This window comes from Spirillospora sp. NPDC047418, from assembly GCF_040643275.1.
In the GTDB taxonomy this organism is placed as follows: Bacteria; Actinomycetota; Actinomycetes; order Streptosporangiales; family Streptosporangiaceae; genus Spirillospora.
Map to the genome: position 1 here is coordinate 25,464 of NZ_JBEYTW010000027.1, position 24,012 is coordinate 49,475.

Genomic DNA, 24,012 nt, shown 5'->3' on the forward strand with positions numbered 1-24,012 from the left:
GGCGTGGCACTGCGAATGGGCAAAGACACCGGTTCGTTCGTCCCCGGGATGCCGGGGCAGCGGATGCGCCCCGCGGTGGTCGTCCGGGCCTTCCAGGCGCTGCCGTCCGCGCACCGCGAGATCCTCACCGAGACGGTCTTCCGGGACCGCTCGGTCAACGAGGCCGCCGCCTCGCTGGGGGTGCCGGTGGACGTGGTCAAGGCCCGCGTCTACCACGCGCTCCGCGCCCTGAGCGCGGCCCTGGAGCCCCCGCGAGGACGGGGACGCTGAACGTCGTCCTCCGGGGCCGGAGCCGGCTTTCCGGAAGCTGGATTCGGCGCGTGAGCCGATAAATGGGTTGCCGGGGCTGGAGTCGGTCCGGCAGCATGGGCGTCAGACGGAATGGGACCGGGAGGAGATGGACGATGCTGCGCAAGCGAATGCATAGTAGCGGCCTTTCCGGTCTCGGGAATCGGCGACGGATGTGAGTAGTACGTCCTGATGCGGCCGCCCCGGGATCGTGGGCGGTCTTTTTCTTTTCCCGGAGGGTTGGCCGAGAGGGAAGGCAGCGGCCCGCTAAGCCGTGGTCAGGGTCACCCCTGCGCGAGTTCGAATCTCGCACCCTCCGCACCAGGTGAGGATGCTGGTGTATCCGGCGGATTCATATCCCGCAGCGGGCAGGTTCGATTCCTGCACCTGGTACGTCAGAGCAAGTCTCCGTGGCGCAGTGGAGAGCGCGCCGGGTTGCGGACCCGGAGGTCGCATCTGGTTGGCCAGGGCCAGCAGGGCTTCCTGCCGGAGATGCGGCCTTCGTGGTGTAGTGGTCTGCACGCCGGGTTGTGATCCCGGAGGTGTCGGTTCGATCCCGATCGAGGGCCCTTTGTCCTGTGCTGGGCGTCAGATATTGCCCATGCGCTGATGTCCGGTTGCGTTGCGTTTGATCAACTGTGGAAAAGCATTCCACATGTACAGATCCTCCCTGCACGCGATGCGGTCCCGTCTGCTGGCCTTCGGCATGCTGGCGGTGCTGGCGCTCATCGCCTACGGCGGGCCCGTACGGGCCGACCCGGGGCCCGCGCCCTACCTGGACCCGCACCTGTCCGTCCAGGACCGGGTCGACGACCTGCTCGACCGGATGAGCCTGGACGACAAGCTCGGCCAGATGACGCAGCCGGAGCGCAGGTACGTCGGCCCCCAGGAGATCACCCGTTACCGGATCGGGTCGGTGCTGTCCAGCGGCGGGTCAGCGCCCGACCCGAACACGCCGGAGAGCTGGGCGGACATGTACGACGGGTTCCAGAAGGCCGCCCTGGCCGGGCCGCTGCACATCCCGATCATGTACGGCGCGGACGCGGTGCACGGCGACAACAACATGGTCGGCGCGACGATCTTCCCGCACAACATCGGGCTCGGCGCGACCCGCGACCCGGCGCTCGTCCGCGCGATCGGTGCCGCGACCGCCGCGGAGATGACGGGGACGGGCGTGGACTGGGACTTCGCGCCGTGCGTGTGCGTCGTCCGCAACGACCGGTGGGGCCGGACGTACGAGTCGTTCGGCGAGGTCCCCGAGCTGCCGTCGATGATGACGACGATCATCGACGGGCTCCAGGGGGACGAGCTGGGCGGGCCCGCGTCCGTCCTGGCCACGGCGAAGCACTTCGTGGGCGACGGCGGCACCGAGGGCGGCGACGACCGGGGCGACGCGAAGATCTCCGAGAAGGAGCTGCGCGCCGTCCACCTGCCGCCGTTCCAGGCGGCGGTGAAGCGCGGTGTCGGGTCGGTGATGGTCTCCTACAGCTCGTGGAACGGGCTGAAGATGCACCAGAACAAGTACCTGATCACCGACGTGCTCAAGGGCGAACTGGGCTTCAAGGGGTTCGTCGTGTCCGACTACAACGGGATCGACGAGATCGACGGGAAGCAGGGTTTCACCAAGGACGAGGTCGCCGCCGCGATCAACGCCGGCATCGACATGGTGATGGTGCCGACCGAGTGGCGCCGGTTCATCGAGTACCTGCGCGACGCGGTGAAGGACGGCGACGTCCCCATGTCCCGCATCGATGACGCGAACCGCCGCATCCTGACGAAGAAGTTCGAACTCGGACTGTTCGAGCATCCGATGGCCGACCGCACGTACCTGAAGACGATCGGCAGCGCCGCGCACCGGAAGCTGGCGCGGCGGGCGGTCGCCGAGTCGCAGGTGCTGCTGAAGAACGACGACGACGTCCTCCCGCTGGACGACGACGACAAGGTGTTCGTCGCCGGCCGCAGCGCCGACGACATCGGCATGCAGTCGGGCGGCTGGACGATCACCTGGCAGGGCGAGCCGGGCCCGATCACGCCGGGTACGACGATCCTGGACGGCATCCGCAAGGCCGCCGACCCGGACGCGACCGTCACCTACAGCAAGGACGGCACCGGCATCGACTCGTCCTACGACGCGGCGATCGCCGTAGTGGGGGAGACCCCGTATGCCGAGTACCACGGCGACCGGACCGGCGACCTGCGCCTGGATGACACCGACCTGAAGACCATCGACCGGCTCCGCGCCGCCGGCGTCCCGGTGGTCGTGGTCCTGGTGTCGGGCCGCCCGCTCGACGTCGCCGAGGACCTGCCGAAATGGGACGCGCTGGTCGCGGCCTGGCTGCCGGGCACCGAGGGCGAGGGCGTCGCGGACGTCCTCTACGGCGACGCCGACTTCAGGGGCAGGCTCCCGGTCACCTGGATGCGGAGTGGCGACCAGGAGCCGATCAACAAGGGCGACGGAAAGAAGCCCCTCTTCCCGTTCGGATACGGCCTGACCTATGACGACTAGTCGGTGCCCGGCGTCTCGACCAGGCCGTACGGCTGGTGGGCCGAGGCCCGCTTCGCTCAGATCCCCGATCGGGAGGCTAGGGGGTCAGCGGGTTGCCGAAGGTCCAGCCCTCGGTGAGCAGGGCGTCGGTCGCGGCGACGGCGGTGGCCAGGCGGTGTTCGTGGGGGCCCGTCACGGTGATGTGCGGCAGGTCCCGTTTCTCGAGTTCCTCCTGGAAGCGGCCCGACATCCAGCCGCGGATCGACTCGCCGTCGCGCCAGCCGTCCTGCTCGAACGGGACGCCCTCCGGCGACGCCAGGATCCACAGATCATGCGGGACGCGCTCGTGGACGGCCTCCACCTCGGGTGCCGGGGTACCGACGTAGCGCTCGTGCCAGACGGCGGTGGCGAACGCGTCGGTGTCGCAGACTACCAGCGGCGAACCCGATCGCGCCGCCGCGTCCTCCAGGGCCGCGTGGTGCTCGGCGATCCGGCGGAACTCCGCCGATTCCCACACCAGGTCGTCCAGCCACAGCGACGGGTCGCCGGCGGCGCGGCGGGCGGCGGCCAGCTTCTCCTCGGTGAACGTCCGGCCGTACTCGGGCACCCAGCGGGTCGCGGCCCAGACGCCGCCCCGCGCCGCGTAGTGGGCGGCGAGCGCGCGGGCCAGCGTCGTCGTCCCGGTCGACTCGGCGCCGACGACCACGACCCGCCGCGCCAGGTACGCCCGGACGGGCGGTGACAGGAACTCCCAGTTCGCCACCGGATCGGCCCGCACGGCGGTGCCGCTGACCGGGAAGCGGCCGCGCGGCGGGTCGACCGCCACATGGACGGCGGAGAAGCGTGCGGCCAGCTCCGGCCCGTACGCCTCCGAGCTGAACACCGCGTCGACCGGCGGGACGGGCACGCCGAGCCCCGACCGCATCGCGAGGCCCGCCCGGAACGCCGCGACGTGCGCCGACCAGATCTCGTCGGACTCGTAGTCGATCTCGGCGTCGTCCACCGTGGGGAAGACCTCGACGTGCGGCTGCCGGTGCGCCTCGCGCAGCCACGCCGTCCGCAGCGCGAGCGGGATGCTCTCGACGGTGGACGCCGCGACGACCACGCTGACCCGGGCGCACGCCGCCGCCGCGGTGTCGATCAGATGGTGGTGCCCGGCGTGCGGCGGGTAGAACTTGCCGATGACGAGCCCGTGCGCGTACTTCACGCGGCCGCCGGCGCGGGGGTCGCGGTGCGGGCGTGCAGGTCGCGGCGCCACGCCAGCAGCCCGAACACGCACAGCGTCAGGAAGATGACGTACAGGACGCTGGTCAGCTTGAGGTCCTTGTAGAAGTAGAGCGGGATGTACACCAGGTCGGCGGTGATCCACAGCCACCACGACTCCAGCAGCTTCCGCGACTGCCCGTAGGTCGCCATGAGCGAGATCGCGGTGGTGAGGGCGTCCCAGAACGGCACGGTCGAGTCGGTCCAGACCGACAGCGCCCAGGTCAGGAAGGCGGTTCCGGCGGCGCCCGCCGCGATGAGCGCCGCCCATTCGGCCGCCCGCGTCCGCCGCACCGGGAGCGCGTCCCGGCCGTTCCCGCCGTACAGCCACACCCACCACCCGTACGCCTGGAGCGCGACGTAGACGACCTGGAGCCCGGAGTCGGCGTAGAGGCCGCCGTCCAGGAACACCAGCCCCAGCAGGATCACGTTCGCGATGCCGATCGGCCAGTTCAGGATGTTCTGCCGGACGACGAGCCACACGTTCACGGCGCCGGTCCCGAAGCCGAGCAGCTCCGCCCACGTCGTGGGCACCGACCCCAGGTGGAAGGCCGGATCGAGCAGCGGACCCAGCGGAACATGCAGCGACATGTCCGCAATGATCACATATCGTCAAAACGACGACAAGGCTCGGGCCGGACGGGGCGGGCGGCGTCGCGGCCGCCGCCCTCTTCCCCGCCTCGTCCCAGTCCGCCTGGCCGACCGGCCGCACGCTCGACATCGCGGGCGGCCGGGTCGTGCTCTGGCCCGGTACCGCTACGCGACGATCAGCACCGGGTTCTCCAGCAGGCCGGCCAGGCGGTCCAGGAACCTGGCGGCCGTGGCGCCGTCGGTGGCGCGGTGGTCGACCGACAGGGTCACCGCCATGCGCTTGCCGGGGACGACCTGCCCGTCCCGCACGACGGGCTCGTCGCGGACGGCGCCGACCGCGAGGATCGCCGCCTCCGGCGGGTTGATCACCGCGGAGAACGAGTCGACGCCGAACATGCCGAGGTTGCTGACGCTGAACGTGCCGCCGCTCATCTCGTTCAGGGAGAGCTTGCCCTCGCGGGCCCTGCCGGCGAGTTCGCGGGTCTCCGCGCCGATCTGCGAGACGCTCTTGCGGTCCGCGTCCTTGACGACGGGGACGATGAGGCCGTCCTCGACCGCCACCGCGACGCCGACGTTGATGCGCTTGTGGAAGAGCAGGTTCTCCTCGGTGTAGGAGACGTTCACCGCCGGGTGCTCGCGCAGCCCGGTCGCGACCGCCTTCACGATCAGGTCGTTCACGCTGACCTTGACCGGGGCGAGCGCCTCGTTCAGCGTCCTGCGGAAGGCCAGCAGCGCCTCGGCGTCCACCGTGCGGTTCAGGTAGAAGTGCGGCGCGTTGCGCTTGCTCTCGGTCAGCCGCTTGGCCGCCACCTTCTGGAAGCGGTTCAGCGGGACGGCCTCGACGTCCGGGTCCTCGGCGCGCGCCTGGGCGGACGGGGCCGACGGCGCGGCGGCGGGAGCCGGAGCGGCCGGGGCCTCGGCGGGGGTCCCGCCGCGGATCGCGGCCTCGATGTCGGCGCGCACGATGCGCCCGCCCGGACCCGAGCCGCTCAGCGCCGACAGGTCGATGCCGTGGTCGCGGGCCAGCCGGCGCGCCAGCGGCGACGACGGCGGGCGGGAGGCCGCGGAACGCTCCGGCGCCCGCGCGGGCGCCGCGGGTGCGGCCGGCGCGGCAGCGGCGGCGGGTGCGGCAGCGGCGGGTGCGGGTGCGGGCGCGGGGGCCTGCTCCGCCGCGGCCTCGGGCTCGGCCTTGGGCGCGGGTTCCGGCTGCGGCTCGGGTTCGGCCTTCCCGGCCGGTTCCGCGGGTGCGGCCTGCGGGGCGCCGCCCGCCGGGGCGATCCTGGCGATCGGGGCGCCGATCGCGGCGGACTCGCCCTCGGGGACGAGGATCTCCTCGAGCACGCCGGCCTCGTAGGCCTCGTACTCCATGACCGCCTTGTCGGTCTCGATGTCGACGATGACGTCGCCGACCGCGACCTCGTCCCCGGGCTTCTTCTGCCAGGAGCTGATGACGCCCTCCTCCATGGTGTCGGAGAGGCGCGGCATGAGGATGTCGGTCATGAGGTGGGCTCCAGGACGGGACGGCCGGTGGCGCGGAGCGTGTCGCGGACGGCGGTGAGCAGGGACTCGGCGGACGGCAGCGCCGCCGACTCCAGGGACTTGGCGTAGGGGAGCGGCACCTCGGCCATCGCGACCCGGCGGACCGGGGCGTCCAGCCAGTCGAAGGCGCCCTCCTGGATGGTCGCGGCGATCTCGGCGCCGATGCCGTAGGTGAGCCAGTCGTCCTCGGCGACGACCGCGCAGCCGGTCTTGCGGACCGACTCCACGATGGTCGCCCGGTCCAGCGGGCGGAGGCTGCGCAGGTCGACGACCTCGGCGGACACGCCCTCGGCGGCGAGCTTCTCGGCGACCTCGCCGGCGACCCGCGCCATCCGCGAGTAGCCGATGAGCGTGATGTCGGTGCCCTCGCGGGTGACGCCGGCCCGGCCGATCTCGGCGGGCTCGATGTCCTCGACCGGGGCGGGGAGCTCGGCCTTGGTGTTGTAGAGGGCGAGGTTCTCCAGGAACAGCACCGGGTCGTCGTCGCGGATCGCGGCCTTCAGCATCGCCGACGCCTCGGCCGGCGTGGACGGCGCGACGACCTTCAGCCCGGGGATGAAGGAGTAGAACAGCTCGACGTTCTGCGAGTGCGTGGCGCCGAGCTGCTGCCCGCCGCCGCCCGGGGTGCGGATCACCATCGGGACGCTGGACTGCCCGCCGAACATCCCGTAGATCTTGGCGGCGTGGTTGACGATCTGGTCCAGCGCCAGTAGCGAGAAGTTGATCGTCATGATCTCCACGACCGGGCGGAGGCCGAGCATCGCGGCGCCGATCGCGGCGCCGACGAAGCCCTCCTCGGCGATCGGGGTGTCGCGGACCCGCTTTGGCCCGAACTCCTTCAGCAGCCCCTCGGTGATCTTGTAGGAGCCCTCGAAGAGGCCGATCTCCTCGCCCATCAGCAGGACGTTCTCGTCCCGCAGCATCTCGGCGCGGAGGGTGTCCCGGAGGGCCTGGCGGTAGGTCACGGTTGCCATGGAGGTGCCTCTCAGGAACGGAATACGGGGTCGGCGGGGAACCGGTGGAGATCGCCCGGCACCGGCGTGGCGTAGGTGTAGTCGAACAGCGTGGAGACGTCGGGCTCCGGGCTCTCGTCGGCGAACTTCGCGGCCTCGTCCACCTCGGCGGTGACCTCGGCGTCGAGCCGGTCGCGGTCCTCGTGCGAGAGGATCCCGGCCTCCTCCAGGTCCAGCGCCATCTTCGCCAGGGGGTCGGCGGCCTTCAGCGCGTCCTTCTCCTCCTTGGTGCGGTAGCGGGCCGGGTCGACGACCGAGTGCCCCTTCAGCCGGGGGCTGATGGTCTCCAGCAGGTAGGGCTTGCTCTCGGCGCGGGCGCGCTCGACGGCGGTGCGCGCGGCGTCCCGCACCGCGACGACGTCGGTGCCGTCCGCGCGGGCGCTCTCCATCCGGTAGGCGGCGCCCCGCTTGTACAGCTCGGGCTCCGCGGACGACTTGTCCACGGTCGTGCCCATACCCAGGCCGTTGTTGATCACAACGAAGACGATGGGGAGGTCCCACAGGCCCGCGATGTTCAGCGACTCGTGGAACGCGCCGATCGCGGCCGTCCCGTCGCCCATCTGGCACATGACGATCTCGTCGCCGCCCTTGTAGGAGATGGCGAGCGCGGCGCCGGTCGCGAGCGGCAGCTGGCCGCCGACGATGCCGTACCCGCCGAGCATCCGCCGCTCGGCGTCGAACAGGTGCATCGACCCGCCCCACCCCTTGGACACGCCGGTGGACCGCCCGTACAGCTCGGCCATGACGCGGTCCGCGCCGATGCCCTTGGCGATGGCGTAGCCGTGGTCGCGGTAGTTGGTGAAGAGGTAGTCGTCGGGGCGCAGCGCGGCCATCAGCCCGACGACCGTGGCCTCCTCGCCGAGGTTCAGGTGGCAGTAGCCGCCGATCTTGGCCTCGGTGTAGGCGCGGGCCGCGCGCTCCTCGAACCGCCTGATCAAGAGCATCTGCCGGTAGTAGCCGACGAGCGTCTCGGCGTTCTCCGCCGGGACCTTCGGCGGCGTCGCGGCGGTGGACTCCGGGCTCTTGGACTCCGAGCCCTTCCCGCGCGTTCTCCGGCCTCGCGCCGGAGCGGCCTTGACGGTCTCAGCCATTCGGCGACCTTCCTCTGTCCGGGGCAGCGTCGTAGGATCGCCACAACACTCCCGATCATCATTGATCTATGATCGATCATATTCCACGGAGTCAGGATTCGCCTACCCCATCACGAGGTACTTACCCATCGTGGCGCTACGATCGAGTTTCGTGAACACGCCCGCCCAGCTGCTGCGCACCGGACTCGCCGACCAGATCCGGGAGTTCATCGTGGAGGGCATCAGCTCGGGCCGGTGGGAGCCTGGCGAGCGCGTCGTCGAACGCCGGATCGCCGCCGAGCTCGGGGTCAGCCAGGGCCCGGTCCGCGAGGCGCTCCGCCAGCTGGAGGCGCAGCGGCTGATCGAGTCGCTGCCCAACCGCGGCGCCCGCGTCCGCGAGTTCACCGAGCGCGACCTCGCCGAGATCTTCCCCGTCCGGGCCGGGCTGGAGCGGTCGGCCGTCGAGCTGGCGCTGCCCCGCCTCGCCGGCTGCGTGGACGCCCTGGAGGAGCACAACGGCCGGCTGGCGGAGGCCGTGCGCGAGGGCGATCTGCAGGCGCAGATGCGGCTCAGCATCGCCTTCCACCGCGAGATCGTCGAGACGGCCGGGAACCGGCTGCTCGTCTCGGTGTGGGAGGGGCTCGGCATCGAGCTGTGGACGACCCTGTCGCTGCGCCTCCACCACACGGAGATCTACTCCAAGTCGGCCGAGCACGCGGAGCTGATCGAGGCGTTCCGCGGCGGCGACCCGGAGGCGCCGCAACTGCTGCACGACCACGTCATGAACTACGCACCCCAGTGATCAGCGCCCCGTGATGGGGCGCCGGGTCACTCCTGCTCGCGGTAGGCCTTCGTGAGCTGGGCCTCGGCGTCGTCCAGGTAGGAGCGCAGTTCCCGCTCGGCCGCCGCGAACTCGCGCCGCGCGATCAGGTCGTAGAGGCGCCGGTTGCGGGCGAGGTACGGCTCGTGGAACTCGCGCGGCGAGCCCATCTCGTGGAAGACGAGCCGCATCTCGGCGAGCAGGTGCCGGGTCATCTCGTCCACCCGCGGGCTGCCCACCAGCGCGGCGAGGGCCTGGTGGAAGCGGATGTCGGCGGTGCCGACGTCCGGCCACCGCGCCGCCGCGGCTGCGCGCTCGCCGTCCACCACCGCGGCCTCCAGCCGGGCGAGGGCCTCGGGCGGGGCGTCCGGTGCGCACCGCGCGCCCTCGCCCTCCAGGATCCGCCGGACCCGGTACAGATCGGCGAGGCCGTCGGCGGTGACGCGGCGCACGAACACGCCCCGGTTGAACTCGTGGACGAGCAGCCGTTCCTGGACGAGCAGCCGGAACGCCTCCCGCATCGTGTTGCGGGACACCTTCACGGCGCGGCACAGGTCCTCCTCGGGGAGCCGCGCGCCGGGCACCAGGCGCCCGTCGGTGATCTGCTCGCGGAGCAGGTCGGCGACCCGCGCGGCCGTGCTCGACCGGTCCAGGCCGTGCCGCGCCGCCGCGATCTCGTCGAGCCACGACTGCGCCATCGACCGCCCTCCCGCGTGCGTGGGGGCCAGCGTATCCCATCGGCCGGAAAATCTCTCAACAAGGGGATTGCTGGATTGTTGAACAATCTCTACCCTGACGGAAAGCCGACACCCGAGAAGGGTCACCCCCATGACGGACCGGACCGCCCTGGACACCCCACCGGCACCACCCGCCTCGTCCCGCCGCGGCGCGCTCCTCGGCGCCATGTTCTTGATGGCCACCAGCGCCATCGGCCCCGGCTTCATCACCCAGACCACCGTGTTCACCGCCAAGCTCGGCGCCGCGTTCGCGTTCGCGATCGTCGTGTCCGTGCTGGTGGACATCGCGATCCAGCTGAACGTGTGGCGCATCGTGGGCGTCTCCGGCATGCGCGCGCAGGAACTCGGCAACCGCGTCCTGCCCGGCGCCGGCTACGGGCTCGCCGCCCTGGACGTCTTCGGCGGCCTCGTCTTCAACATCGGCAACATCGCCGGCACCGCGCTCGGGCTGAACGCGCTGCTCGGCCTGGACGTCAAGATCGGCGGCGGGATCTCCGCGCTGGTCGCCATCGCGATCTTCCTGATCCGGCGCGCGGGCGTCGCGATGGACCGCATCGTCGTCGTGCTCGGCGCCGTCATGATCCTGCTGACGCTGTACGTGGCGTTCGTGTCCGACCCGCCGCTCGGGGAGGCGCTCAGGCAGAGCGTCGCGCCCGAGACCGTCGACTTCCTGGTCATCACCACCCTGATCGGCGGGACGGTCGGCGGCTACATCACCTACGCGGGCGCGCACCGCATGATCGAGTCGGGGCTGACCGGGCCGGAGAACGTCCGGGACATCAACCGCAGCGCCGTCACCGGCATCCTCGTCACCGGCGTGATGCGGGTGCTGCTGTTCCTCGCCGTCCTCGGGGTCGTCGCCGGCGGCGTGACCCTGGCGAAGGAGAACGCCCCCGCGTCGGCGTTCGAGCACGCCGCGGGCGAGGCCGGGCTGCGGGTCTTCGGCCTGATCATGTGGTCGGCCGCGATCACCTCGGTCATCGGGGCCAGCTACACCTCGGTGTCGTTCCTCGTCTCGTTCTCCTCGTTCGTCGAGCGGTACCGCAACCGCCTGGTGGTGGGGTTCATCCTCGTCTCCGCGTCCATCTACCTCGCGATCGGCACCGCGCCGGCCAAGCTGCTGATCCTCGCGGGCGCGCTCAACGGGCTGATCCTGCCGTTCGGGCTGGCCGTGCTGCTGTGGGCCGCCGGGCGCCGCCGCGACCTGCTCGGCGGCTACCGGTACCCGGTCTGGCTGCTCGTCCTCGGCGCCGCCGCCTGGCTGCTGTCGCTCTACCTGGGCTGGAACGCGCTGTCCGAACTCGACGACCTCTGGAGCTGACGGGTGCGGATCCTCCCGAGCGGCGACGCGGCACTGCTGGTCGAACCACCCGACCCGCGGGCCCTGTACGCGGTGCTGGCCGCGTCGCCGCCGCCCGGCGTCGCCGACGTCGTCCCGGGGGCCCGCACGCTGACGCTGCTGCTCGACCCGTGCGCCGACCCGGCTGCGGTCGCCGCCGCCGTGCGCGCCACCAGGCCGGGCGCGGCGGACGGCGGCGCCGGCACCGTCGAGGTCCCCGTCGTCTACGACGGCGCGGACCTCGGCGAGGTCGCCGAACGCACCGGCCTCACCCCGGCCGGGGTGGTCGCCGCGCACACCGGGACCCCGTGGCGGGTCGCGTTCACCGGGTTCGCGCCCGGATTCGGCTACCTGGAGGGCGGTGACCCGCGGCTGGACGTCCCGCGCCGCGCCGTCCCGCGCGTCCGCGTCCCGGCGGGCGCGGTCGGTCTCGCCGGGCGCTACAGCGGCGTCTACCCGGTCGAGTCCCCGGGCGGCTGGCAGCTCATAGGACGCACGGAGGCCGTTCTCTGGGACCTCGACCGCGACCCGCCCGCCCTGCTCCGCCCCGGAATCTCGGTTCGTTTCGTGGAGCGGGAACCATGAAACGGGGCCTGGACGTTCTCCAATCAGGTCCGCTGGCGACAGTTCAGGATCTAGGCCGACCGGGTCTGGCGGCGCTCGGCGTGGGGGTGTCGGGCGCCGCGGACCCGGTTTCCCTTCGCCTCGCCAACCGCGCCGTCGGGAATCCCGCGGGCGCGGCCGCGATCGAGACCACCCTCGGCGGGCTGCGCGTCCGCTGCCGGGGCGGCCTGTTCGCCGCCGTCACCGGCGCACCCGTCCCGCTGCTGATCGGCGGCCGTCCCGAGGCGCCCTACTCGGTCTTCCACATCCCGGACGGCGCCGAACTCCGGATGGGCACCCCGCCCGCTGGCCTGCGCAGCTACCTCGCGGTGCGCGGCGGGATCGACGTCCCGCCCGTCCTCGGCTCCCGCGCCACCGACACCCTCGCCGGCCTCGGACCCGCCCCGCTCAAACCCGGCGACCTGCTCCCGGCCGGCCCGCCGCCACGCGAGGCCCCGCTGCTGGACGTCCTGCCCGTCCGCCCGCCGGCCGCCGGCGATGTCGGGCTGCGCGCGGTACCCGGGCCGCGCGCCGACTGGTTCGCCCCTGCCGCGCTCGACGCGCTCTTCACCGCCCCCTACACGGTGACCAGCGACATCGACCGCGTCGGCATGCGGCTCGACGGGCCGGGACTGGCCCGCGCGCGGCACGGCGAGCTGCCCAGCGAGGGGACGGTCACCGGGGCGCTCCAGGTGCCGCCGTCCGGGCAGCCCGTGCTGTTCCTCGCCGATCATCCGCTGACCGGCGGGTATCCCGTCATCGCGGTGGTCGCGTCCGCCGACATCGGGCGCGCCGCCCAGGCCCGCCCCGGCCAGCGGCTCCGTTTCCGGCCGCACCCGGCCCCGACTCTCGGAAGGGATCCACGATGACCGCACCGATCGACCCCGGCGCGCTCAGCCCGGACCAGGCCCGCTCGCTGTTCCGGGCCGGCCTCCGCGTCCCCACCTCCGGCTGGTGCGCGGGCTGGACGCAGGCGAACCTCATCAGCGTGCCCCGCGAGGACGCCTACGACCTGCTGCTGTTCGCCCAGCGCAACCCCAAGCCGTGCCCGGTCCTGGACGTCACCGAACCCGGCGGGACGTCCGCCTCCCTGTTCGGCGGCGACCTGCGCACCGACCTGCCCGGCTACGTTGTCTACGAGCACGGCGAACCGGTCGCCGAGGTGCCGGACGCGACCGCGTACTGGCGCGACGACCTCGTCTCGTTCCTCATCGGGTGCAGCTTCACGTTCGAGGACGCGCTGCGGGAGGCCGGCGTCCCCGTCCGGCACATCGAGCAGAACCGGAACGTCCCGATGTACCGGACGAACCGGATGTGCCGCCGCGCCGGCGCGTTCGGCGGCCCGCTCGTCGTCTCGATGCGCCCGGTCCCGGCCGCGCAGGTGGCCGACGCCGTGCGGGTCACGGCCCGGTACCCGTCCGTCCACGGCGCGCCCGTGCACATCGGCGACCCCGTCGAACTGGGCGTCGACGACCTGGGCGCGCCCGACTTCGGCGACCCGGTCGACATCCGGGTGGACGAGATCCCGGTGTTCTGGGCGTGCGGCGTGACCCCGCAGGCGGCGGTCATGGCGTCCCGCCCGAAGCTCGCCATCGGGCACGCGCCCGGCCACATGGCGATCACCGACGCCCGCGACACCCGGTACCTCGTCCCCTGACTCCGGCATAGGCTTCGTCCATGCCCGAGATCGTCGCCCCCGGCGACCGCCTGGGGGACCGCTACCGCCTCGACCGGCCCCTCGGCGCCGGCGGCATGGCGACCGTCTGGCGCGCGGTCGACCTCGTGCTCGACCGCGCCGTCGCCGTGAAGGTGCCCGGAGCGGGATGGCCCGAGGAGTTCACCCGGCGGCTCCGCCAGGAGGCGCAGGCCGCCGCCGGCCTCACCCACCCCAGCATCACCGGCGTCTACGACTACGGCGAGCAGGGCGGCGTGCCCTATGTCGTCATGGAACTGCTGGACGGGGAGAGCCTCGCGGCGCGGCTGTCGCGCGGGCCGCTGCCCTGGCGCGAGGCGGCCGGGATCTGCGCCCGCGTCGCGGACGCGCTGGCCGCCGCCCACGCCGCCGGGATCGTCCACCGCGACGTCAAGCCCGCGAACGTCTTCCTCACCTCGGTCGGCGTGAAGGTCCTGGACTTCGGCATCGCCTTCACCGGCCCCGCCACGGCCGGCGGGCCCGTCCTCGGCACGCCCGCCTACGTCGCCCCCGAACTCCTGACCGGCGCGCACCCGACCCCGGCCGCCGACATGTATTCACTCGGCGTGGTCCTGCGCGCGTGCCTGACCGGCGGCTCGGAGATCCCGGACGAGGTCGCCGCCCTCACCGGCGACTGCCTGCGCGAGGACCCCGAGACGCGGCCCACCGCCCGCGAAGCCGCTCGCGTCCTCGCGGACGCCGCCGGCGTCCAGCTGGCGCAGCTGCCCCCGGCCGGAGCCGCGAACGTGCCCGCCGACCTAGGCCGGCGCGAGCTCCCGGCCGAACCCGCTGCCGCGCGGGCGCCCGCCGGGCCGGAGCCGGAGGGCGAGCGGCAGAGGACGCGCGTCCTGGACGAGCCGCCGCCCGCGGACCGGCCGGCGGGGTCGGCGCGGCGGCCGCTGATCATCGCCGGGGCCGTAGTCGGCGCCGTGGCGCTGGTGGCGGTCCTGCTGGCCGCGCTGGCGCCCGATTCGTCCCACGAGCGGGCCGCACCGCCGTCCGCGAGCCCGTCCGGGACGGGGACGGCCGCGGCCACCGCCTGCTCGGTGTCCTACCGGGTGGACGGTACGTGGCCGCAGGGCTTCCAGGCGACGGTGCGCATCACGAACCTCGGTGACGGTGAGATCGACGGCTGGAGGCTCGGCTTCGAGTTCCCGGACGGTCAGGCGATCACGCAGCTGTGGAACGGCAGCCAGGTGCAGGAGGGCCCGTCCGTCACGGTGACGGCGGCGGACTGGAACCGGGCGATCCCGCCGCACGGCACCGCCGAGTTCGGGTTCCTCGGCCGCCAGGACGGCGGCAACGCCGCGCCGGCCGCCTTCACCCTGAACGGCGGCGCGTGCCGCGGCTGACGCCCGCACTGGGAGCGCTCCCAGATCATTTCCGCAGGTCAGTGGGGCCTTGGTCGAATTGATGCCGGGCGACCTATTGTGTCGCCCCTGGTCAAGGACTTAGCATCCGGGTCAATCGAAGCGCTTCGACAGATCACCGTTCGACAGGTCCGGCCCTCGGTCCCACCCCCCCCCGGAGGAAACCCATGATCAAGGCAGGCAGGAGCGCGGCCGTCCTCGCCGCCCTTGCCGCGGCGGCGCTGTCGCTCACCGCGTGCGGCGGCGACGACGGCGGCTCCGGCGGCAAGGAGCTGAAGCTCTGGCACTACGAGGCCCCGGACAGCGCCATGGGCAAGGCGTGGAACGAGGCCATCAAGGAGTTCGAGGCCACCCACCCCGGCGTGAAGGTGAAGTTCGAGGAGAAGGGCTTCGAGCAGATCCAGAAGACGGCGCCGATGGTCCTGAACTCCAAGAACGCCCCCGACCTCATGGAGTACAACAAGGGCAACGCGACTGCCGGTCTGCTGTCCAAGCAGGGGCTGCTGACCGACCTCACGCCCGAGGTCACCAAGCGCGGCTGGGACAAGCTGATCAGCCCGAACGTCCAGGTCACCGCCAAGTACGACGCCAAGGGCACGATGGGCGGCGACAAGTGGTTCGGTGTCCCGAACTACGCCGAGTACCTGCAGGTCTACTACAACAAGGACCTGTTCAAGAAGTACGGCGTCGAGATCCCGAAGACCTATGACGAGCTCGTCGCGGCGATGGACAAGTTCGTCGCGAAGGACGTCACGCCGCTGACCAACGCGGGCGCCGAGTACATGGCGCACCAGTTCGTCTACCAGCTCGCCCTCGACAAGGCCGACCAGAACTGGGTGCAGGCCTTCCAGCGCTACACCGGCAAGGTCGACTTCCACGACCCCGCCTGGACCTACGGGGCGACGACCTTCGCCGACTGGGTCAAGAAGGGCTACATCGCCAAGAACTCCGTCAGCCTCAAGGCCGAGGACGCGGGCGTCGCGTTCATGAGCGGCAAGTTCCCGATGATGTTCTCCGGCAGCTGGTGGTTCGGCCGGGTCGCCTCCGAGGCGAAGTTCGACTGGGAGACCGCCGTGTGGCCCGGCGCGAAGATGACGCTCGGCTCGGGCGGCAACCTGTGGGTCGTCCCCAAGGGCTCGGAGAACAAACAGCTCGCCTACGACTTCATCGACATCACGATGAAGAAGAAGGTGCAGAACATCCTCGGCAACGCGGGCGGCGTCCCGGTCGCCGCGGACCCGGCCGCGATCACCGAGCCCAAGGCCAAGAAGCTCACCGACGACTTCGACGCCCTCGCGAAGTCCGGCGGGCTCGCCTACTACCCGGACTGGCCCGTCGCCGGCTTCTACGACGTGCTGGTGTCGCAGACGCAGAAGCTCATGAACGGCGAGTCGCCGGACAAGGTCCTCGGCGGCATCCAGAAGGCGTACGAGGACGGTCTGCCCAAGTGACGGCGCAGGGCCGCGGCCGGTCGCGGGGGCAGTGGGGCTACGTGCCCTACCTGCTCCCCGGCCTGCTCCTGTTCACCGCCGTCATCGGCGTGCCGTTCCTGATGAACATCGGGACGAGCTTCACCGAGTGGACGGGCGTCGGCACCCCGAAGTGGATCGGGCTCGGCAACTACATGGAGCTGGTCCGGGACGAGCAGTTCTGGGCGTCGTTCGGGCACAACGCGCTGATCATCCTCGGGATGGCGGTCGTCCCGACGCTGATCGGGCTGGTGCTCGCCGCCGCGCTGACCGACCTGATCGGCCGGCACTTCGGGCCCCGGGCGGCGAGCGTGCTGCGCGCCTGCATCTACCTGCCGCAGGTGCTGCCGATCGTCATCGCGGGCGTGGTGTGGAGCTGGCTGCTGGCGCCCGAGGACGGCGCGGTGAACGTCCTGCTGGGCAAGATCGGGCTCGGCTCGCTCGCGCACGACTGGCTCGGCGACCCGGCGACCGCGCTGTGGAGCGTCATCGGGGTGATGGTCTGGATCCAGATCGGGTTCCCGCTGGTGATCTTCATGTCGGGGCTGCAGCGGGTCGACCCGTCGCTGTACGAGGCGGCGGAGATCGACGGCGCCACCTGGGGGCGGCGGTTCTGGCACATCACGATCCCGCAGATCCGGCCGGAGATCTTCGTGGTGCTGCTGTGGACGACGATCGCCGCGCTGAAGGCGTTCGCGCACATCTTCGTCCTGACGAAGGGCGGTCCGGGCGGCGCGACGAACGTCCCGGCGTACTACTCGTGGGTCAACTTCTTCGAGAAGTCGGACGTGGGCTACGGCTCGGCGATCGCGACCGTGCTGACCCTCGTCATCATCGCGCTGACCGTCGTCTTCCTGCGCCTGCAGGGGAATGAACTGGAGGAGCGATGACGGCGACGCTGACGAAGAAGGCGGGCGCGCCGCCGCGCGACCGGCGGACCGCGCCGCACCGCCGCCGCCGGGGGCCGTCCGCCTACGCGGTGCTGGTGGCGCTGACCGCGTTCGCGGGCGTGATGCTGATCCCGTTCGTGGTGGTGGTCTTCAACGCGCTGAAGACGCCGGAGGAGTACACCTCCAAGAGCCCGCTGGCGCCGCCGGACGGCTTCAACCTGGACGCCATGCGGGCGTTCTGGGAGCGCACCGACTTCGGGCACGTCCTGCTGAACAGCGTCCTGATCAGCGGGTCCGTCGCCGTCCTCGCCGTCCTGCTGTCGGTGCTGAACGCCTACGCGCTCGGCATCGGCCGCATCAAGGGGCGGATGTGGATGCTGGTCCTGCTCCTCATGGCGAACACGGTGCCGCAGGAGGCGCTCGTCTACCCGCTGTACTACATCTCCAAGCAGGTCGGCCTGTACGACACGAGGCTCAGCGTGATCATCGTGTTCACGGTCATCCAGGCCGCCTTCGGCACCTACCTCCTGTCGTCGGTGCTGGCCGCGTTCCCGCGCCCGCTGCTGGAGGCGGCCCGGATCGACGGCGCCGGCCGCTGGCAGGTGCTGTGGCGGGTGGTCGTCCCGGTGGTGCGCCCGACGCTGTCGGTACTGCTCGTCTTCTTCTTCGTGTGGACCTGGAACGAGTTCCTGATCCCCATGACGTTCCTGATCTCCAACGAGAACCAGACGGTCTCGGTCGCGCTCGGCGTGCTGCAGGGCCAGCGCCTCATGGACGCCACCATGTCCAGCGCCGCGTCCCTGCTCGGCCTCCTCCCGACCGTCGTCTTCTTCCTCATCTTCCAGCGCACTCTGTCGCGCGGACTAACTGCGGGGGCCATCAAGTAATGAAGTTCAGTGACGGCTACTGGATGATGCGCGAGGGTGTGCAGGCGTTTCATCCGGTGGAGGTCCTCGACGTCGACGCCGGGACCGATTCGTTCACGGTGCATGCGCCCGTCGAGCGGATCCGGCACCGGGGCGACCTGCTCAAGGGGCCGGTGGTGACGGTGACGTGCGAGTCGCCGATGCCGGACGTCATCGGCGTCACCCTCACGCATTTCGCGGGGGAGAGGCGGCGCGGCCCCGATTTCGGGCTGGCCACCGATCCCGGCGGTGCGGTGTCGGTCGACGACGACGCGGCGACGCTGACGTCCGGTGCGCTGTCGGTGCGGGTCGGGCGCGGGGAGGAATGGTGTGTCGACTTCTTCGCGGACGGACGCCGGCTGACCGGTAGCCCGCCCAAGGCGCAGGCCGTCATCGACACCGGGGACGGGCGCCATTACGTCCGGGAGCAGCTCGATCTGGGCGTCGACCACTTCGTGTACGGGCTCGGTGAGCGGTTCGGGCCGCTGGTGAAGAACGGCCAGTCGGTGGACGTGTGGAACGCCGACGGCGGCACGGCCAGCGAGCAGGCGTACAAGAACGTGCCGTTCTTCCTGACGAACGCGGGGTACGGCGTGTTCGTCGACCATCCGGGGCGCGTGTCGTTCGAGGTGGCGTCGGAGGCCGTCGCCCGGACGCAGTTCAGCGTCGAGGGCCAGTCGATGCGGTACTTCGTCATCTACGGTCCCTCGCCGAAGGCGATCCTGCGCAAGTACACCGCGCTCACCGGGCGACCCGCCCGCGTCCCCGAATGGTCGTTCGGGCTGTGGCTGTCGACGTCGTTCACCACGTCGTACGACGAGGAGACCGTCACGTCGTTCATCGACGGGATGGCGGAGCGCGACCTGCCGCTCAGCGTCTTCCACTTCGACTGCTTCTGGATGCGCGAGTTCCAGTGGTGCGACTTCGAATGGGATCCGCGGGTGTTCCCCGATCCCGCGGGAATGCTGCGGCGGTTGCGGGAGCGCGGACTGCGGGTCTGCGTCTGGATCAACCCTTACATCGGCCAGCGCTCGCCGCTGTTCGAGGAGGGGCGTTCGCTCGGCTACCTGCTGACGCGCCCCGACGGGGACGTGTGGCAGTGGGACAAGTGGCAGCCGGGCCTGGCCGTCGTCGACTTCACCAACCCGGAGGCCCGCGAATGGTACGCGGGCAAGCTCGAAGCGCTTCTCGACATGGGCGTGGACTGCTTCAAGACCGACTTCGGGGAACGCATCCCGACCGATGTCGTCTACCACGACGGCTCCGACCCGGAACGCGCCCACAACTACTACACCTACCTCTACAACCAGACCGTTTTCGACCTGCTCCGCAAGAAGCGCGGGGAAGGCGAGGCGGTGGTGTTCGCCCGGTCCGCGACGGTCGGCGGGCAGCAGTTCCCGGTGCACTGGGGCGGCGACTGCGAGTCGACGTTCGAGGCGATGGGGGAGAGCCTGCGCGGCGGCCTCTCCCTGGGCGCGTCCGGGTTCGGCTACTGGAGCCATGACATCGGTGGCTTCGAGGGGACGCCCGATCCGGCGCTGTTCAAGCGGTGGATCGCGTTCGGCATGCTGTCCTCGCACAGCCGCCTGCACGGCAGCCACTCCTACCGGGTGCCGTGGCTGTTCGACGAGGAGTCGGTGGACGTCCTGCGCGACTTCACCCGCCTGAAGATGCGGCTGATGCCGTACCTGGCCGGCGCCGCGCGGCAGGCGTCCGGGGAGGGCGTGCCGATGATGCGGGCGATGGTCGTCGAGTTCCCCGACGACCCCGCCTGCACGCACCTGGAGCGCCAGTACATGCTCGGCGACGACCTCCTCGTGGCGCCGGTGTTCTCGTCCGGCGGTGACGTCTCCTACTACGTGCCGGAGGGCGTGTGGACGCACTACCTGACCGGTGAACGCGTCCAGGGCGGCCGGTGGGTTCGGGAGCGGCACGGCTTCGATAGCGTTCCCCTGCTCGTCCGTCCGGGTGCGGTCATCCCCGAGGGTGCGGTGGAGGACCGTCCCGACTACGACCATGCGGACGGCGTCACGCTGCGCGTCTACGAGCCGTCCGACGGAACCACCGTCGTCACCCAGGTCGGTGACGCCGCCTTCACCACGGTGAGAAACGGTGAAAACGTGCGCGTGACCGGTGCGGGATCCTGGAACGTTCTCCTCGTCAACGCACGTGTGGCGGCCGTAGAGGGCGGCGAGCGGTCAGAGCATCCACAAGGTGTTCTCGTCAAAGCGACCGGTGACGAACTGGTCATCACCCTGGAAGAGGAGAGCTGATGGGGTTCCCGGAAGGGTTCCTGTGGGGCGCGGCCACCGCCGCCTACCAGATCGAGGGCGCCGCCCAGGAGGACGGCAGGGCGCCGTCCGTCTGGGACACGTTCAGCCACACGCCGGGCAGGGTCCTCGACGGCGACACCGGTGACGTCGCCACCGACCACTACCACCGGTGGCAGGAGGACGTCGCGACGATGGCGGCCCTCGGCATCGGCGCCTACCGCTTCTCGATCTCCTGGTCGCGCGTCCTGCCCGGCGGAACGCCCAACCAGAAGGGCCTCGACTTCTACTCCCGCCTGGTCGACGAGCTGCTCGACCACGGCATCGCGCCGGTCGCGACCCTCTACCACTGGGACCTCCCGCAGGACCTGGAGGACGCGGGCGGCTGGCCGGAGCGCGACACCGCCCGCCGGTTCGCCGACTACGCCGAGCGGATCGGGCGCGTCCTCGGCGACCGCGTCCACACGTGGACGACCCTCAACGAGCCGTGGTGCTCGGCGTTCCTCGGCTACGCGGCCGGTGTGCACGCCCCCGGCCGCACCGAACCGGCCGCCGCGCTGGCCGCCGCCCACCACCTCAACCTCGCGCACGGGCTGGCCGTGCGGGCGCTGCGCGGCGTGACCCCGCCGTCCGCGCGGCACTCCGTCACGCTCAACCTGCACCACCTGCGCGGCGACGCCGAGGCCGTCCGGCAGGTGGACGCCGTCTCCAACCGCGTGTTCCTCGACCCGATGCTGGGCAGGGGCTATCCCGCCGACCTGCTGGAGGACACGGCGTCCATCACCGATTGGGGCTTCGTCCGCGACGGGGACGAGGCGATCATCGCCGCGCCCCTGGACGTGCTGGGCGTCAACTACTACTCGCCGACCCTCGTCCGGGTGTGGGACGGGACGTCTCCGCGCCAGCACGCCGACGGCCACCGGCAGGGCGCGGCGTCGCCGTTCGTCGGCTGCGACCGCGTCGAGTTCGCCGAGCAGCCCGGCCCCTACACGGCGATGGGCTGGCCCATCGACGCGAACGGCATGGAGGAGCTGCTGCTCCGCCTGCACCGCGAATACCCCGGCACCCCGCTGATGGTGACCGAGAACGGCGCCGCGTTCGACGACCCGGTGGAGGACGGCCGGGTCCGCGACGCCCGCCGCATCGACTACCTGCGCGACCACATCGCGGCCGTGGAGCGGGCGGGCGAAGCGGGCGCCGACGTCCGCGGGTACTTCGCGTGGTCGCTGCTGGACAACTTCGAATGGGCCTACGGCTACTCCAAGCGCTTCGGCCTCGTCCATGTCGACTACCCGACCGGGAAGCGGACCTGGAAGGACAGCGCCCACTGGTACCGGGACACGATCGCCACCCACCGCGGGAAACCGTGAATGCGCGGTAGCCCATGAACGCACAGGAGCAGCTGAACACCGGCCGCGCGCGGACCGCGGTGCTGGCCCTGTCCCTCGCCGCGTTCTGCTTCGTCACGACCGAGAGCCTGCCGATCGGGCTGCTCCGCCTCATCGCGGACGACCTGGACGTCTCGCCCTCGGCCGTCGGCATGCTCGTCACCGCCTACGGGATCGTGATCGCGGTCGTGTCGGTCCCGCTCGTCCGGATGACCGCCCGGATGGGGCGGCGCCGGCTGCTCACCGGCGTGATGCTGCTGTTCGTCGTGATGTCGGCCGCCTCGGCGGCGGCGCCCGGCTACGGCTGGCTGCTCGGCGCGCGGCTGGTCACCGCGCTCGGGCAGGCGGTGTTCTGGCCGGTCGCCGCCGTGGCGGCGGCCGGGCTGTTCCCGCCGGAGCTGCGCGGGCGCGCCGCCGCCTACGTGTTCGCGGGCGGGTCCCTCGCCGTCGTCCTCGGCATCCCGCTCGGCACCTGGCTCGGCCGCCTCGCCGGCTGGCGGGCCTCCTTCGCCGCGCTCGGCGCGCTGTGCGTGCTGTCGCTCGCCGCCGTCGCCGTGCTGCTGCCGCGCGGCGGCGGGGACGGCGAGCACGCCGTGCCCGCGACCCGGCCGGACCCGCGCCGCTTCCGGCTGCTGCTGGTCACGGTGACGCTGGCCATCGGCGGCGTGTTCGCCTGCTTCACCTACATCACCGAGTTCCTCACGGGCGTCAGCGGCTTCCCCGGCTCGGCGATCAGCCCGCTGCTGCTCGCCAACGGCGCCGCCGACATCACCGGGCTGGTCATCGCCGGCATCGTGGTGGACCGCGGCCCGCGCGCCCTGCTCGGCGCGGCGGCCGGCGTGCTGGCGGGCGGCATGCTGCTGCTGTTCGCGTTCGGGACGGCCGCGGTCCCGGCGGTCGGCGGGCTCGTCCTGCTCGGGCTCGGGCTGCCCGCCTTCGTGACCGCGATGCAGGCCAGGGCGATGGAGTCGGCGCCCGGCAACACCGACGTGGCCTCGGCGTGGACGGCGTCGGCGTTCAACGTCGGCATCGCCGGCGGCGCCCTGCTCGGCGGCGCGATGCTGCCGCTGACCGGGGTCCGCGGGACGGCCCTCGCGGGCGGGGCGCTGGCGGCCGCGGCGATTGCCGTGGTCGTGCTGGAGCGGCCCTCCCGGACGGCCGTCCGGCCGCCGCCGGCCGCGGCTAGCATCGAACCCGCTTTGACACGCTTCGACGCTGACGGGACGGTCCGTGGTCAAGATCACTGATGTGGCGCGGCACGCGGGAGTGTCGCCGAGCACGGTCTCCTACGTGCTGAGCGGCAAGCGCTCGATCTCCGCGGAGACGCGGGGGCGCGTCCTGGAGAGCATCCACGAACTCGGCTACCGCCCGCACGCGGGGGCGCGGGCCCTCGCCAGCAGCCGCTCCAACGTGCTCGCGCTGATGATCCCGCTGCGCTCCGGCATCGCGGTGCCCGTCGTCATGCAGTTCGCGGTGTCGGTGGTGACCGCCGCGCGCCGGCACGACCACGACGTCCTGCTGCTCACCCAGGAGGAGGGCGAGGACGGCCTGCGCCGCGTCGCCGACAGCGCGCTCGTCGACGCGCTGATCGTCATGGACGTGCAGATGAAGGACCCGCGGCTGCCGCTGCTGCGCTCCCTGGACCGGCCGAGCGTGCTCATCGGGTTCCCCGCCGACGCCGACGACCTGACCTGCATCGACCTGGACTTCCACGCCGCCGGCGCCGTCTGCGTCGAGCACCTCGCCGGACTCGGGCACCGCGAGATCGCGCTGGTCGGGTCGCCGCCGGAGGTCTACGCGCGGCAGACCGGCTACGCGCAGCGGGTCGCGGACGGGTTCGCCGAGGCGGTCGCCGCGCACGGCCTCGACGGGGACGTCCACCCGTGCGAGGCGACGGCGGACGCGGCGCGGGAACTGGTCGCGCGGCTGCTCGCCGAACGTCCCGGGCTGACCGGCGTCCTCGTCCACAACGAGCCGATCGTCGGCCCGGTGCTGCGGGCGCTGCGCGCGGCCGGGCGGCGCGTTCCGCAGGACGTGTCCGTCGTCGCGATGTGCCCGGACGAGATGGCCGAGCACGCCGAGCCGCCGCTGTCGTCCGTCGCGATCCCGGCCGACGAGGTGGGCGGCCGCGCCGTCGACCTGCTGATGGCCAAGCTCGACGGCGGTGCCGTCCCCGCCGCGACCCTGCTCCCGCCCACCCTGACCCGGCGCGCCAGCAGCGCCGCCGTCCGCTGACATCAACGAGAAGGAGGCCCGGGGCCTTTCGCGGCCCGTTATCG

Annotated in this window: 21 protein-coding genes and 4 tRNA genes; 19 read left to right on the forward strand and 6 right to left on the reverse strand. The window is 71.9% G+C overall.

The genetic code is table 11. The features are described 5' to 3' along the window. Positions 1-3 precede the first annotated feature (3 nt). From ABZ806_RS18840 to ABZ806_RS18865, 6 genes are all read left to right on the forward strand, one after another. A complete protein-coding gene (locus tag ABZ806_RS18840; protein ID WP_500218592.1) occupies positions 4-270 on the forward strand; it encodes a sigma factor-like helix-turn-helix DNA-binding protein in 267 nt (88 codons plus the stop codon). A gap of 252 nt (positions 271-522) precedes the next feature. Continuing rightward, a tRNA-Ser gene (locus tag ABZ806_RS18845) sits at positions 523-607 on the forward strand. Between the two features lies 1 nt (position 608). After that, positions 609-681: transfer RNA gene (locus ABZ806_RS18850), tRNA-Met, on the forward strand. An 11-nt stretch (positions 682-692) separates the two neighbouring features. Further along, positions 693-761, forward strand: a tRNA-Arg gene (locus tag ABZ806_RS18855). 24 nt (positions 762-785) lie between these two features. Next, positions 786-857: transfer RNA gene (locus ABZ806_RS18860), tRNA-His, on the forward strand. 86 nt (positions 858-943) lie between these two features. After that, a complete protein-coding gene (locus ABZ806_RS18865) occupies positions 944-2,794 on the forward strand; it encodes a glycoside hydrolase family 3 protein (RefSeq protein ID WP_500218593.1) in 1,851 nt (616 codons plus the stop codon). Between the two features lie 76 nt (positions 2,795-2,870). On the opposite strand, the gene ABZ806_RS18870 is transcribed toward ABZ806_RS18865, so the two are convergent. The 5 genes from ABZ806_RS18870 to pdhA all read right to left on the reverse strand — a co-directional run bounded on the left by ABZ806_RS18870 (position 2,871) and on the right by pdhA (position 8,270). Next, positions 2,871-3,980, reverse strand: a complete 1,110-nt coding sequence (locus ABZ806_RS18870) for an AAA family ATPase (RefSeq protein ID WP_500218594.1) — start codon at positions 3,978-3,980, stop codon at positions 2,871-2,873. Beyond that, positions 3,977-4,627 (reverse strand): nicotinamide riboside transporter PnuC, encoded by a 651-nt coding sequence (gene pnuC, locus ABZ806_RS18875; protein WP_500218595.1) that lies wholly within the window; start codon positions 4,625-4,627, stop codon positions 3,977-3,979. The genes ABZ806_RS18870 and pnuC overlap by 4 nt, the downstream gene beginning before the upstream one ends. A gap of 165 nt (positions 4,628-4,792) precedes the next feature. Then, complete coding sequence (locus ABZ806_RS18880; RefSeq protein WP_500218596.1) at positions 4,793-6,127, reverse strand: dihydrolipoamide acetyltransferase family protein; 1,335 nt, start codon at positions 6,125-6,127, stop codon at positions 4,793-4,795. Further along, a complete protein-coding gene (locus ABZ806_RS18885) occupies positions 6,124-7,140 on the reverse strand; it encodes an alpha-ketoacid dehydrogenase subunit beta (RefSeq protein WP_500218597.1) in 1,017 nt (338 codons plus the stop codon). Before ABZ806_RS18885 ends, ABZ806_RS18880 begins: the two co-directional genes overlap by 4 nt. An 11-nt stretch (positions 7,141-7,151) precedes the next feature. Beyond that, complete coding sequence (gene pdhA, locus ABZ806_RS18890) at positions 7,152-8,270, reverse strand: pyruvate dehydrogenase (acetyl-transferring) E1 component subunit alpha (protein WP_500218598.1); 1,119 nt, start codon at positions 8,268-8,270, stop codon at positions 7,152-7,154. 151 nt (positions 8,271-8,421) lie between these two features. Between pdhA and ABZ806_RS18895 the strand changes: the two genes are divergently transcribed. Then, complete coding sequence (locus ABZ806_RS18895; RefSeq protein ID WP_500218599.1) at positions 8,422-9,051, forward strand: GntR family transcriptional regulator; 630 nt, start codon at positions 8,422-8,424, stop codon at positions 9,049-9,051. 26 nt (positions 9,052-9,077) lie between these two features. Here ABZ806_RS18895 and ABZ806_RS18900 read toward each other — a convergent pair whose 3' ends face one another. Continuing rightward, positions 9,078-9,767: a GntR family transcriptional regulator gene (locus tag ABZ806_RS18900; protein WP_500218600.1), complete on the reverse strand. Its 690-nt coding sequence runs from the start codon at positions 9,765-9,767 to the stop codon at positions 9,078-9,080. A gap of 130 nt (positions 9,768-9,897) precedes the next feature. Between ABZ806_RS18900 and ABZ806_RS18905 the strand changes: the two genes are divergently transcribed. The 12 genes from ABZ806_RS18905 (at position 9,898) to ABZ806_RS18960 (ending at position 23,968) form a co-directional block, all read left to right on the forward strand. Beyond that, positions 9,898-11,127, forward strand: coding sequence for an NRAMP family divalent metal transporter (locus ABZ806_RS18905; RefSeq protein WP_500218601.1), 1,230 nt, complete (start codon positions 9,898-9,900; stop codon positions 11,125-11,127). Positions 11,128-11,130: 3 nt separating this feature from the next. Further along, on the forward strand, positions 11,131-11,730 hold the full coding sequence (locus tag ABZ806_RS18910; protein WP_500218602.1) for a 5-oxoprolinase subunit B family protein: 600 nt from the start codon (positions 11,131-11,133) through the stop codon (positions 11,728-11,730). Further along, a complete protein-coding gene (locus ABZ806_RS18915; protein ID WP_500218603.1) occupies positions 11,727-12,617 on the forward strand; it encodes a 5-oxoprolinase subunit C family protein in 891 nt (296 codons plus the stop codon). Before ABZ806_RS18910 ends, ABZ806_RS18915 begins: the two co-directional genes overlap by 4 nt. Beyond that, complete coding sequence (locus tag ABZ806_RS18920) at positions 12,614-13,405, forward strand: putative hydro-lyase (RefSeq protein ID WP_500218604.1); 792 nt, start codon at positions 12,614-12,616, stop codon at positions 13,403-13,405. Before ABZ806_RS18915 ends, ABZ806_RS18920 begins: the two co-directional genes overlap by 4 nt. A gap of 20 nt (positions 13,406-13,425) precedes the next feature. Then, positions 13,426-14,793 (forward strand): protein kinase domain-containing protein, encoded by a 1,368-nt coding sequence (locus ABZ806_RS18925; RefSeq protein ID WP_500218605.1) that lies wholly within the window; start codon positions 13,426-13,428, stop codon positions 14,791-14,793. Between the two features lie 185 nt (positions 14,794-14,978). Then, positions 14,979-16,262 carry an ABC transporter substrate-binding protein gene (locus ABZ806_RS18930; RefSeq protein WP_500218606.1) on the forward strand — a complete coding sequence of 428 codons (1,284 nt, stop codon included), beginning with the start codon at positions 14,979-14,981 and terminating at the stop codon, positions 16,260-16,262. Next, a complete protein-coding gene (locus tag ABZ806_RS18935) occupies positions 16,259-17,170 on the forward strand; it encodes a carbohydrate ABC transporter permease (RefSeq protein ID WP_500218607.1) in 912 nt (303 codons plus the stop codon). Before ABZ806_RS18930 ends, ABZ806_RS18935 begins: the two co-directional genes overlap by 4 nt. Then, a complete protein-coding gene (locus ABZ806_RS18940; protein ID WP_500218608.1) occupies positions 17,167-18,057 on the forward strand; it encodes a carbohydrate ABC transporter permease in 891 nt (296 codons plus the stop codon). Before ABZ806_RS18935 ends, ABZ806_RS18940 begins: the two co-directional genes overlap by 4 nt. Continuing rightward, positions 18,057-20,348: an alpha-xylosidase gene (yicI, locus tag ABZ806_RS18945; RefSeq protein ID WP_500218609.1), complete on the forward strand. Its 2,292-nt coding sequence runs from the start codon at positions 18,057-18,059 to the stop codon at positions 20,346-20,348. The genes ABZ806_RS18940 and yicI overlap by 1 nt, the downstream gene beginning before the upstream one ends. Further along, positions 20,348-21,715 (forward strand): GH1 family beta-glucosidase, encoded by a 1,368-nt coding sequence (locus ABZ806_RS18950; RefSeq protein ID WP_500218610.1) that lies wholly within the window; start codon positions 20,348-20,350, stop codon positions 21,713-21,715. The genes yicI and ABZ806_RS18950 overlap by 1 nt, the downstream gene beginning before the upstream one ends. Before the next feature lie 14 nt (positions 21,716-21,729). Next, positions 21,730-22,980 carry an MFS transporter gene (locus tag ABZ806_RS18955; RefSeq protein ID WP_500218611.1) on the forward strand — a complete coding sequence of 417 codons (1,251 nt, stop codon included), beginning with the start codon at positions 21,730-21,732 and terminating at the stop codon, positions 22,978-22,980. After that, on the forward strand, positions 22,964-23,968 hold the full coding sequence (locus tag ABZ806_RS18960) for a LacI family DNA-binding transcriptional regulator (RefSeq protein ID WP_500218612.1): 1,005 nt from the start codon (positions 22,964-22,966) through the stop codon (positions 23,966-23,968). Before ABZ806_RS18955 ends, ABZ806_RS18960 begins: the two co-directional genes overlap by 17 nt. The last annotated feature ends 44 nt before the right edge of the window (positions 23,969-24,012 follow it).